The organism is Pelagibius sp. CAU 1746, assembly GCF_039839785.1.
In the GTDB taxonomy this organism is placed as follows: Bacteria; Pseudomonadota; Alphaproteobacteria; order Kiloniellales; family Kiloniellaceae; genus Pelagibius.
The window spans coordinates 1,856,357-1,867,690 of the sequence record NZ_JBDOQT010000001.1; the positions used below are offsets into that span (position 1 = coordinate 1,856,357).

Below are 11,334 nucleotides of genomic sequence, written 5' to 3' on the forward strand. Positions count from 1 at the left end.
GACTAGCGGACCATGTCGACTTCACAGGCCGCCGTGCAAGGCGGGGGGCCGTCACCATCGGCCTCCCCCCTGCTGCAGACGATTGCCGTGACAAAGGACTATCCCGGCGTCAGGGCGCTGGACGGCGTGGACTTCGATCTGCGTGCCGGCGAGGTACATGTTCTCTTCGGCGAGAACGGCGCCGGCAAGTCCACCCTAATCTCCATCCTGGCCGGCGCGAACCAACCGAGTGCCGGTCGCATCCTCATCAAGGGAGAGCACATAACGCTGGCGTCGGTTCACGACGCCCGCGCCTACGGCATTTCGGCGGTGTTCCAGGAGTTTTCCCTGATCCCGCAGATGACCGTGGAGGAGAACCTCTTTCTGGGTGCCGAGCCGACGCGCGGCGGCTTCATCGACCGGGCGCGTATTCGCCGCGAGTCGCTGGAGATCCTTGGGGAGCTGGGTTTCGCTCTGAAGCCCGAGCAGCGCGTCGACCGCTTGACGCGCGCCGAGCAGCAGATGGTCGAGATCGCCAAAGCCTTCCGGTCCGACCTTTCCGTCCTTATCCTCGACGAACCGACGGCCTCGCTCACGAACCACGAGACCGATCATCTCTTCGACCTGATCGGCCGCTTGACCAAGCGCGGCGTGGGGATCGTCTACATTACCCACCGCATGGCGGAAATCCGGCGCATCGGCGACCGTATTACAGTGCTGCGGGACGGACGCTACATCGACACCGTCGATGCCAAGACCACCTCCGAAGACGATCTGGTGCGCCTGATGACCGGCCGGGTCGTTGGCGGCATCTTCCCGCCGCTCGACCTCGCAGCCCCCGGCGACAAGGTTCTGGAGGTGCGCAACCTGACCACGCCCGACGAAACGGTCATCCAGGCCTCGATGAACGTGCGGGCCGGCGAGATCGTCGGCATGGCCGGCCTCGTCGGCTCCGGTAAATCGGAACTGATGCAGGCCTGCTTCGGTGCCGGCCCGATCGACTCCGGCAAAGTAGTACTGCGGGGCCGGGATATCACCGGACAGGGGCCGCGCCGCAACATCCGCGATGGTTTTCTCTACTTGCCCGCCGACCGGCGCAGCGAGGGCCTGATGATGATGCGCTCGGTGCGTGAGAACGTCGCGCTGGCCTCACTCGGCATCGCACCCTTTTCCAACGGCATTGTTCTCGACCGCGCCGGCGAAACGCGGACGGTCGCCGCGCTGGCGGAACGCCTGAATCTCGCGCCGCTGCGCATCGAGCGGGCCGTGGATCACTTTTCCGGCGGCAACCAACAAAAAGTGATGTTGGCCCGCAGCCTGACGCGCGCCTACGATCTCATCGTCTTCGATGAGCCGACTGTCGGCGTCGATGTCGGCACCCGGGCGTCGATCTACGAATTCATCGTCGGGCTCGCGCGCAGCGGTGTCGGCATTGTTCTGATCTCCTCCGACCTGCCCGAAATCCTCCACCTGACCACCCGCGCCTACGTCTTCTATCGCGGCCGCGTTCAGGCTGAGCTGCGCGCAGGAGAGCTGACGGAGGAGAATGTGCTCGCCCATTTCTTCGAGAGGGAGGCCGCATGATGGCCAAGGACACCGCGGCCGCACGGCCAAGGGGCGGCGCAGGCGATGCGGCCAAGCGGCTCTTCGTCAAGCTCGGCATTCTGCCGTTCCTGCTGGTGATCGCCGTGGTGGTGTTCACGCTGATGTCCGACAATTTCCTGACGCCGCGCAACCTGATGAACGTGCTGCGTCAATCGGTCTATCTGATGATCGTCTCGCTGGGACAGATGATGGCTCTCTTGACCGGCGGCTTCGACCTCTCGGTCGGCACCATCGTGGCGCTGTCCTCGGTCGTGGGGGCAATGGCCATGGCAGCTAGTTTTGCCGCGGCACCCGATGCGGTGTGGCTGGCGATCGCCGTTGGCTGCTTCGCCGGCATTGCCGCCGGCGTCGCCATCGGCGTCGTCAACGGCATCGGCGTCGCCTTCTTCAACGTCTCCCCCTTCATGATGTCGCTCGGTATGGCCTCGGTCGGTTTCGGCATCGCGCTCTACCTGACCGGCGGCGTGCCGGTCTACGGCATGCCCCAGGCCTTCGGCGACGTTCTGGGATTCGGCATGTTGTTCGGAATCCCGGCGCCTGTCTATGTCGCGGCGCTGCTCGCCGTGGCGCTCTATGCTTTCCTCTACCGGACTCCGCAAGGGCGCTATTTCTATGCCGTCGGCGGCAACCTGAAAGCCGCCGCGCTGTCGGGAATCAATGCCACTGGAACTCTGTTTTTCACCTATGTGCTCTGCGCCTTCTTCGCGGCCGTGGCCGGCATGCTTCTGACCGCGCGGCTGGATACGGGCGAGGCCAATATCGGTGCCTCGATGCCGCTTGAGTCCATTGCCGCCTGCGTTATCGCCGGGGTGAGTCTGCGCGGCGGCGTCGGCCGTCTGGAGAATGTGGTTCTCGGCGCTCTGTTCATCGGCTTGGTGCAGAACGGCATGAACCTGGCGCGCATCGAATCCTATTTGCAGACAGTCGTATTGGGCACTCTTTTGATACTAGCGGTCATCGCCGATCAGATCCGGCTCCGCTATGTCGCCTCGCTCAAAGACTAAGGAGAAAGAGAGTATGCCTGTCGATATTAACTGCGACATGGGCGAGAGCTTCGGTCTTTATAAAATGGGCGATGACGAAGGCATGATGCCTTACATCACGCAGGCCAACGTCGCCTGCGGCTTTCATGGATCGGACCCGAATCACATGCGGCGCACAGTGGAGCTTGCGCTGGCCCACGGCGTGAAGGTGGGCGCGCACTTCTCGCTGCCCGACCTGCCGGGCTTCGGCCGGCGGGAGATGAAGATCGACCGGGAAGAGATGGCGAACATCATCATCTATCAAGTCGGCGCATTGAAAGGCTTCCTGGAGGCAGCCGGGATGACCTTGTCGCATATGAAGCCGCACGGCGCTCTTTACGGCATGGCGGCCCAGCAGGAGCCGATTGCGCACGCCGTTGCCGATGTCGCCGAGATTTACAAGGTTCCGGTACTAGGGATGGCCGCTACGCTGCACGAGCAGGTATGCGCCGATCGCGGTATTTCGTTCCAAGCCGAGTTCTTTGCCGATCTCGGCTACGACGACGACGGCAGATTGCTGATCACTCGCAAGCACGATGCCGTCGATCCGGGTATGGCCGCCGCGCGCTGTGTCCAGGCGGTGCGCGAAGGTGCGATCAAGTCCATCAACGGCAAGTCTCTTTCCGTACGCGCCGAGACGATCTGCGTTCATTCGGACACCCCCAATGCTATCGACGTTGCCAAGGCGGTGCGGAAGGCGGTCAGCGAGCTGGAAGCCGCCTGACAAGGCGCCCAATAGAAAAAGGAGAACATGCCATGGCGAGGCACGAGGTTAAGTCCCCCATTCCGGGGACCTTCTATCGAAAGCCGGCACCGGATCAGCCGCCCTACAAGGAGGTCGGCGACGCCGTTGCCAAGGGCGACACCCTGGGCTTGGTTGAGGTCATGAAGACCTACGTCGAGGTGAAGGCCGATGACGACGGAACGGTCGCAAGCTTTCCCATCGGTGACTCCGAGCCGGTGATGGCCGGTCAAACCATCGCTGAGCTGGACTGATGCCAGCCGTTACAAGGTCCATTAAGAAGTTGCTGATCGCCAACCGCGGCGAGATCGCGGTGCGGATCGTCCGCGCCGCGCAGGACCTCGGTATTGCCACGGTCCAGGTTCACAGCGACGCGGATGCCGACAGCCGCGCCGTACAGTTGGCCGACGAAGCGGTGAACATCGGCCCGCCGCAGGCGGCGAAGTCCTACCTGGATATGGAGGCGATCCTGGCTGCGGCCCGCCAGACCGGGGCCGACGCGGTCCATCCGGGTTATGGATTTCTTGCCGAGAACGCAGACTTCGCCGACGCGGTCGCAGCGGCCGGATTGATCTTTGTCGGTCCCAGCGGGGACACCATCCGGCTGATGGGCGACAAGGCCGCCGCCCGCGCCGAAGCCAAGAAGGCCGGGGTGCCGACCGTGCCGGGCAACGACGGACTTCTGGGCGATATGGATGCAGCGGTGGCGCTGGCCGAGGATATCGGCTTTCCGGTGATGATCAAGGCGGCGGCCGGCGGCGGCGGCCGCGGCATCCGCGTGGCCGGCGATGCGTCGGAGTTCCGCGCCCTCGCACCGCAGGCTTCCGCAGAAGCCAAGGCGGCCTTCGGCGACGGCGGCATCTATGTCGAGAAGGTCGTCGAGCGGGCCCGCCACATTGAGGTGCAGGTGCTGGGAGACGGCATGGATGTCGTGCACTTCTACGAGCGTGAATGCTCCCTGCAGCGCCGCCGCCAGAAGGTCTGGGAAGAAGCGCCCTCGGCGGTGCTGGCCGACTCGGCGCGGGAGTCTCTTTGCGCTGCGGCGGTCGCCCTGGCCAAGGCGGTCGACTACAAAGGTGCCGGCACGGTCGAGTTCCTCTACGACGATGACAGCGGCGCGTTCTACTTCATCGAGATGAACACCCGTATCCAGGTCGAGCACCCGGTGACCGAGATGATCTGCGGCGTTGACCTGGTGGCGGAGATGATCGCTATTGCCGATGGCCAGAAGCTGCGCCTGCGTCAGGACGAGATCCAGCGCCGCGGCCACGCCATCGAGGTGCGGTTGAACGCGGAAGACCCTGCCAACAATTTCATGCCTTTTCCCGGCGTTGTTGGCGCGCTCAGCGTTCCGGCCGGGCCGGGGGTACGCTTCGATCACATGCTCTATCCGGGCTACGCAGTGCCGCCGTTCTACGATTCCCTCCTTGGCAAGCTCATCGTCTGGGCCGAAGACCGCCCGGCAGCCCTGCGGCGGCTGTCCCGCGCGCTGGCTGAGTTGCGTATCGAGGGGCTGCCAACGACGGCGCCGCTGTTCCAGGCGTTGCTGGACAGCGAGGAGCTGCGCAGCAGTGCCGTTCACACGCGCTGGCTGGAGCACTGGCTGGACCAAAACATCGATCTCATCAGGCAAAAGGGAGGCCGAGCCGCATGACTAGCCGATACACCTTTGGCGGCGACGAGCATATCTTCGTCGAAGTCGAAGAAGCCATGTCGTTGGAGGCCTTCTTCGTCAGCCTTTCCATGACCAACGCGGTGCGCGAGGCCGGCATCGAGGGCGTTACGGAGATCTGTCCGGCCAACGCCTCTTTCCAGATCAAGTTCGACCCGGACGTCATCCGCCCAGATGATCTGATGGCCGAACTGAAGCGGCTGGAAGCGACGGCGGAGAGCGCCGAACATGCGCTGGACACCCGCATCGTCGAAGTGCCGGTCTATTATCAGGACCCTTGGACGAATGAGACTCTGATGCGCTTTCGCGAGCGCCACCAGGACCCCGACGCGACCGACATCGAATATGCCGCCTCGATCAATGGTTACGACAGCGTGGAGAAATTTATCGAAGCGCACTCGGGGGCGCCATGGTTCGTCTCCATGGTCGGCTTCGTCTCCGGCCTGCCGTTCCTGTACCAGATGGTCGAGCGCCAACGGCAGATCGAGGTGCCGAAATACCTGCGTCCGCGCACGGACACGCCGCGCCTGACCGTCGGCTACGGCGGCTGCTTTTCCTGCATTTATTCGGTGCGCGGGGCTGGCGGCTATCAGATGTTCGGCATCACTCCGATGCCGATCTTCGATCCGGAACAAAAGGTCTCCTACCTGCAAGACTTCATGGTGTTCTTCAGGCCGGGCGACATTGTGAAGTGGAAGCCGATCGACCGCGCGGAATACGACGAAGCCGTCGCCGAGGTGCAGGCTGGAACCTTCGCACCGCGGATCAAGAATGTCCGTTTCTCACTGGATGAGTACAACGCCGACATCGACGGAACCAATGCCAAGCTGATGGGGGCGCTCTATGCCGATTAATGTGATCTCCGCCGGTATCGCAACCACGATCCAGGATCTGGGGCGGCCGGGTTACTACCATCTTGGCATCCCCATGGGCGGCGCGATGGACCGCTTGGCTCTGCGTGCGGCCAACTTGCTGGTCGGCAACGACGAGGGCGCGGCAGGCCTTGAATCGGTCTTTGTCGGACCGGAGCTGGAGTTCACCGAAGATGCCATGGTCGCCGTCTGCGGCGCGGAGCTGCCGCCCAAGGTGGACGGCGAGCCGCGTGGGACTTGGACCGCTTTTCCGGTAAAGGCCGGTCAGGTGCTGTCTTTCGACTTCCTGAAGGCGGGCGCGCGCGCTTACATCGCGGTCTCCGGCGGCATCAACACGCAGCCGAAGCTGGGCAGCCGCTCGACCTATGCCATCGGCGCGCTGGGCGGCATCGACGGCCGCGCGGTGCAACCGGGCGACACCCTGCCGCTCGGTACCGGTGTGAAAGCCGTGAAGGAGGGGCTTGCCGTCCCGCAGGAGCTGCGTCGCGGGCCCGGTAGTCCGGCGGAGCTTCGGGTCCTGCCCGGACTCTACTGGCACCGGATCACCGAAGCCGCCCAGAAGAACTTCTTCGAGGACACTTGGAAGGTGGCCAACGAGGCCGACCGCATGGGCTACCGCTTCCAGGGCGGGCGCAAGCTGGACTTCGTCGCGCGCGAACAGCCTTTCGGGGCTGGTGCCGATCCCTCCAACATCACCGATGCCTGCTATCCCTATGGCTCGATCCAGGTGCCCAGCGGCACCGAACCCATCGTGCTACACCGGGATGCGGTGTCGGGCGGTGGCTACTTTATGCTCGGCACGGTGATTTCCGCCGATATGGACCTGATCGGTCAACTGCAGCCGCACACGCCGGTACAGTTCGTGCGGGTCGATATGGACACGGCCCTGGCCGCCCGCCATGACCGTGCCGCAGTCATGAACGCCATCCGCGACGCGCTCGCCTGAAGCAGAAGGACTTCCGAAGATGATCACCCAGGCAACCGCTTATCCCACGCTATCCCTCGCCCTCGGAAGCGGCAAGAGAAGCCTGCCATGGCTGCTGTTCCTGGCCGTCGCCGGATCGCTGCTGCTGTGGGCCTCGGCCAAGATTCAGATTCCCTTCTATCCCGTACCGATGACCATGCAGAGCTTCGTGGTGCTTTTCCTCGGCTTCGCGCTCGGCCCGCGGCTCGGGGCCGCGACAGTGCTGCTCTATCTGGCGCAGGGGCTTGCCGGTCTGCCGGTCTTCGCAGGCACGCCGGAGAAAGGCCTGGGCCTTGCCTATATGACCGGGCCGACCGGCGGCTACCTCGCCGGCTTCGTCGCCGCCGCCTATGTCACCGGCTGGTTTGCCCAGCGCGGCTTCGACCGCCGCTTGGCCACCACAGCGCTTGCGGCTCTCGCGGGGCTTTCGGTCCTCTATGCGCTGGGGCTCGGATGGCTCGGCGTGCTGGTGGGATGGGGCAAGCCGTTGCTCGAATTCGGCCTCCTGCCTTTCCTTCCCGCCGAGGCGTTGAAGCTTGCGCTGCTGGCTGCCGTCCTGCCGCTCGCTTGGCAGGGCGTCTCCAAGGGGTGAGCCGGCCGGCTGCGGCCCGTTCGGCCCTTTAGCTGCGCATGACGGTTTCTGCGAAGTGGCAGGCCGCACGGTGATCTCTTGCTGCCTCTCGAAGTTCCGGAGCGGCTTCGCAGCTTGACTGGGCGAATGCGCAGCGCGGCGCGAAGTGACAGCCGGGCGGCGGGGACAGGGGTGAAGGGATTTCTCCCCGGATCGGCTCGAAGCGTACCAGAGTGTCGTCATCCAGGACCAGCTTGGGAACCGACGCCAGCAGCGCCTTCGTATAGGGATGTGCCGGCGTGCTGAACAGGGTTTCGGTCTCGCCTTCTTCCACGACGCGGCCGAGGTACATCACCGCCATGCGGTCGCTGACGTGCCGTACCACCGAGAGGTCGTGGCTGATGAAAAGGCAGGTCAGGTTCAGGTCGCGGCGCAGGTCGAGGAAAAGGTTGATCACCTGGGCCTGGATCGACACGTCCAGGGATGCGACCGGCTCGTCGCAGATCAGCAGGTCCGGCTGCATCGCCAATGCGCGGGCGATGGCGATACGCTGGCGTTGACCGCCGGAGAACTGATGCGGATAGCGTGCGGCGAAGGCGGGGTCGAGCCCGACCCGCGCGAACCACTGAGCGACATAGTCCTGCGCGCCGGCGCGGGTGGTCAGGCCGTGGCTGATCGGTCCCTCGGCAACGGCATCCCCGACCTTCATGCGGGGGTCCAGCGAGGCAAAGGGGTCCTGGAACACCGTCTGGATGCGCGTCGTCGCCTTGCGGCCGTCGCTCATCACCGGCCGTCCGTCCAGCAGTACGTTGCCGGCGGAGGCCTGCAGGATACCGGCGGCGACCCGGCCCAGGGTGGATTTGCCGCAGCCGGATTCGCCGACCAGGCCCAGGGTGCGGCCTTCCTCCAGGGACAGGCTGACGTTGTCCACGGCGCGCAGCGTACGCATCTCGACCCGGGCGCCGAGCTTGGCGGCGATGCGGCTGCCGAGGGAGATTCGTGGGCGGAAGTCGCGGGTCACGCCGTCGATCTGCAGGAAGGCGCTCATGCCGTCATTCCCGGGGCGGGGGCGCCAAGCGGGTGATGGCAGCGCCACTGGCGGTCGCCCGCCGTAGACATGGACGGCGGCTGCACGCAGATCTCATCGGCCTTGGCGCAGCGCGGCGCGAAGGGGCAGCCGGGCGGCAGCGACAGCAGCGAGGGCGTGGTGCCGGGAATCTGCGCCAACGCCGCGCCGGGTTCGCTGGTCGACGGCAGCGAGGCGATCAGCCCTTGGGTGTAGGGATGGCGCGGGTCGCGCAGGACGCGGGCCACGGGGCCTTCCTCGACCACACGGCCGGCGTACATGACCAGCAACCGCGAGGCGAGGCTGGAAACAGTCGCCAAGTCATGGCTGATCCATATCATCGCCGTGCCGGTCTCCGCGGTCAGGCTGCGCATCTCGTGAAGAATCTGCGATTGGATCGAAACGTCGAGGGCCGTGGTCGGTTCGTCGGCCACGATGACCGCGGGATCGTGCAGCAGAGCGATGGCGATGGCGACGCGCTGGCGCATGCCGCCGGAAAACTCGTGGGGATAGGCGCCGAGCCGCGCCGCCGGCTCGGGAATGCCGACCTTGCTCAGCACCTCGACGCAGCGCGATTCCATCGCCTTGACCGAGAGGCGCTGGTGGGCCTGCAACGCCATGACCATCTGCTGGCGAATGGTGAGCAGGGGATTGAGCGTCGCGATGGGGTCCTGAAACACCATGGCGATCTCGCGGCCGCGCCGGCGGCGCAGGTCCTTCTCCGGCAGGCCGACCAGCTCAGCGCCGTTCAGTTTGACGCTGCCGCCAACGATGCGGCCGGGCGGGTCGACCAGCCCCAGCAGCGAGAATCCCGTGACCGTCTTGCCGGATCCGGACTCGCCGACCAGGCCGATGATCTCGCCTTGCTGCAGGCTGAAACTGACGCCGTCGACCGCCTTCACCACCCCGTCCCGGGTGTCGAAGTGGGTCTTCAGGTCGCGCACCTCCAGCACGGCTTTCGTGTCCGCGCTCATCGCCGTAGCCTCGGATTGAACTGATCGCGGACCTGGTCGCCGACGATGTTGATGGCGACGATCAGGATGATCAGCGCGATGCCGGGATAGACCGAGATCCAGTAGCGCCCGCTCATCATGTAGGGGAATCCGTTGGAAATCAGCATGCCCAGGCTGGGCTCGGTGACCGGCAGGCCGAGACCCAGGAAGCTCAGCGTCGCTTCCAGCGAAATCGCGTTGGCGATCTGCACCGTCGCCACCACGATCAGCGGCGGCAGGCAATTCGGCAGCAGATGGCGCAGGGCGACCCGCGCACCGGACAAGGGTGTGGCCAGAGCGGCCTCGATATATTCTTTGTGCCGCTCGGCGCGCGCCGCGCCATAGGCGGTGCGCGCGAAGTAGGCGTACTGCGCCGCCACCAGAGCGGAGATGAGCTGACCCTTGCCTTGGCCCAGCAGCGCCACCAGGACCAGCGCCAGCAAAATGGCGGGGAAAGAGAGCTGCAGATCGATGACGCGCATCAACATCGCCTCCAGGCGGCCGCCCGCGTAGGCGGCGAAGATCCCGACGGCGGTGCCGAGCACCAGGGCGACAAAGCCTGCGGCAAGCCCGATCATGATGGAAATGCGCAGGCCGTAGAAGATTGCCGACAGCAGGTCGCGGCCCTGGGGGTCGGTCCCCAGGTAGTGGATATAGCCGCCCGAACCGACGAAGCCCGGAGGGCGGCGCGCATCCAACAGCGACAAATGCGCCAGGTCGTAGGGATTCTGCGGCACGATCAGCGGCGCCAGCAGGGCCAGCAGGCCAAGCGCGACGACGACGGCGAGGGCCAGGACCGCGATGCGGTTGTCCCGGTATTCGGCCCAGAAACGGCCAAGAGGTGTCTGGTTGGCGGCCATTATGCCCCTCGCGCGCGCATGCGCGGATCGATCAGCGCGTAGACCAGGTCGACCGTCAGGTTGATCAGCACGAACAGCAGCGCAGTGAGGATCAGGTAGGCGACCATCACGGGGCGGTCCAGAACGGTGATGCTGTCGATGATCAACTTGCCGACACCCGGCCAGGAAAAAATGGTCTCGGTCACCACGGCGAAGGCGAGCGTGGAACCCAGCTCGAGCCCGAAGACGGTGATGATCGGGATGGCGATCAGTTTCAGGACATGCCGGCGGAGTATGCGGCCTTCGGAGATGCCGGCGGCGCGCGCGAACTTGATGGTGTCGGTCAACATGATCTCCCGCGTGCCCGCGCGAGCCAGGCGGATCATCATCGCCAGCTTGAAGAAGGCGAGGTTCAAGGCAGGCAGCAGGATATGCGCCAAGCCGTCGGGGGTGAGGAAACTCCAGTCGACGCCGAGGAAGGCGATCACTTCGCCGCGGCCGCCGGCCGGCAGCCAGCCCAGGTTGACGGCGAAGGTGAGGATGAGGATCAGGCCGACCCAGAAACTGGGCACCGAAAAGCCGAGGACGGAGAGGGCCATGATCGTTCGTGCAAGCCAGCTATGCGGACGGTAGCCGGCATAGACGCCCAGGCTGACGCCCAGCAGAGTCGCGGTCAGGATGGAGATCAGCACCAGTTCCAGCGTCGCCGGCAGGCGGCCGGCGATCAGCTCCAGAACCGGGGTGTTGTAGATGAAGGAGCGTCCGAAGTCGCCCTGCACGAGGTTCGACAGGAAAATGAAGTACTGCTGCCACAGGGGGAGGTCCAGGCCGAAGCGCTTGATGGTCTCGGCACGGATTTCCTGGGTGGCGTCAGGCGGAATGACGATTTCTATGGGATTGCCGATTGCATAGACGCCCACGAAGACGATGACCGACATCACGGCCATGACCAGGCTCGCCTGCAAAAGACGCTGAATGATGAAACCGAGCATGTCCCCGACCCACACTGC

The 11,334-nt window shown here is 65.0% G+C and carries 12 protein-coding genes; 8 read left to right on the forward strand and 4 right to left on the reverse strand.

Annotation, left to right across the window (positions count from 1 at the left end):
- Window positions 1-12: 12 nt before the first annotated feature.
- Genes AAFN88_RS08755 through AAFN88_RS08790 form a run of 8 tightly spaced genes read left to right on the forward strand, consistent with a single transcriptional unit; the run spans window position 13 to window position 7,448 of the window.
- Window positions 13-1,563 (forward strand): sugar ABC transporter ATP-binding protein, encoded by a 1,551-nt coding sequence (locus AAFN88_RS08755; protein ID WP_347519893.1) that lies wholly within the window; start codon window positions 13-15, stop codon window positions 1,561-1,563.
- Window positions 1,563-2,588 carry an ABC transporter permease gene (locus AAFN88_RS08760; protein ID WP_347519894.1) on the forward strand — a complete coding sequence of 342 codons (1,026 nt, stop codon included), beginning with the start codon at window positions 1,563-1,565 and terminating at the stop codon, window positions 2,586-2,588. Before AAFN88_RS08755 ends, AAFN88_RS08760 begins: the two co-directional genes overlap by 1 nt.
- A gap of 13 nt (window positions 2,589-2,601) precedes the next feature.
- Window positions 2,602-3,330: a LamB/YcsF family protein gene (locus AAFN88_RS08765; RefSeq protein WP_347519895.1), complete on the forward strand. Its 729-nt coding sequence runs from the start codon at window positions 2,602-2,604 to the stop codon at window positions 3,328-3,330.
- 32 nt (window positions 3,331-3,362) lie between these two features.
- Complete coding sequence (locus AAFN88_RS08770) at window positions 3,363-3,602, forward strand: acetyl-CoA carboxylase (protein WP_347519896.1); 240 nt, start codon at window positions 3,363-3,365, stop codon at window positions 3,600-3,602.
- A complete protein-coding gene (locus AAFN88_RS08775; RefSeq protein ID WP_347519898.1) occupies window positions 3,602-5,002 on the forward strand; it encodes an acetyl-CoA carboxylase biotin carboxylase subunit in 1,401 nt (466 codons plus the stop codon). The genes AAFN88_RS08770 and AAFN88_RS08775 overlap by 1 nt, the downstream gene beginning before the upstream one ends.
- A complete protein-coding gene (locus AAFN88_RS08780) occupies window positions 4,999-5,874 on the forward strand; it encodes an allophanate hydrolase subunit 1 (RefSeq protein WP_347519900.1) in 876 nt (291 codons plus the stop codon). Before AAFN88_RS08775 ends, AAFN88_RS08780 begins: the two co-directional genes overlap by 4 nt.
- The gene (locus AAFN88_RS08785; protein WP_347519901.1) at window positions 5,864-6,838 is read left to right on the forward strand and encodes a biotin-dependent carboxyltransferase family protein; all 975 of its coding nucleotides are present in this window, start codon (window positions 5,864-5,866) and stop codon (window positions 6,836-6,838) included. Before AAFN88_RS08780 ends, AAFN88_RS08785 begins: the two co-directional genes overlap by 11 nt.
- A gap of 19 nt (window positions 6,839-6,857) precedes the next feature.
- Complete coding sequence (locus tag AAFN88_RS08790; protein WP_347519903.1) at window positions 6,858-7,448, forward strand: biotin transporter BioY; 591 nt, start codon at window positions 6,858-6,860, stop codon at window positions 7,446-7,448.
- Window positions 7,449-7,476: 28 nt separating this feature from the next.
- Here AAFN88_RS08790 and AAFN88_RS08795 read toward each other — a convergent pair whose 3' ends face one another.
- Genes AAFN88_RS08795 through AAFN88_RS08810 form a run of 4 tightly spaced genes read right to left on the reverse strand, consistent with a single transcriptional unit; the run spans window position 7,477 to window position 11,316 of the window.
- Window positions 7,477-8,475: an ABC transporter ATP-binding protein gene (locus AAFN88_RS08795; RefSeq protein WP_347519904.1), complete on the reverse strand. Its 999-nt coding sequence runs from the start codon at window positions 8,473-8,475 to the stop codon at window positions 7,477-7,479.
- Window positions 8,472-9,467 carry an ABC transporter ATP-binding protein gene (locus AAFN88_RS08800; RefSeq protein ID WP_347519905.1) on the reverse strand — a complete coding sequence of 332 codons (996 nt, stop codon included), beginning with the start codon at window positions 9,465-9,467 and terminating at the stop codon, window positions 8,472-8,474. Before AAFN88_RS08800 ends, AAFN88_RS08795 begins: the two co-directional genes overlap by 4 nt.
- Window positions 9,464-10,345, reverse strand: coding sequence for an ABC transporter permease (locus AAFN88_RS08805; RefSeq protein ID WP_347519906.1), 882 nt, complete (start codon window positions 10,343-10,345; stop codon window positions 9,464-9,466). The genes AAFN88_RS08800 and AAFN88_RS08805 overlap by 4 nt, the downstream gene beginning before the upstream one ends.
- The gene (locus AAFN88_RS08810) at window positions 10,345-11,316 is read right to left on the reverse strand and encodes an ABC transporter permease (protein WP_347519907.1); all 972 of its coding nucleotides are present in this window, start codon (window positions 11,314-11,316) and stop codon (window positions 10,345-10,347) included. Before AAFN88_RS08810 ends, AAFN88_RS08805 begins: the two co-directional genes overlap by 1 nt.
- Between the last annotated feature and the right edge of the window lie 18 nt (window positions 11,317-11,334).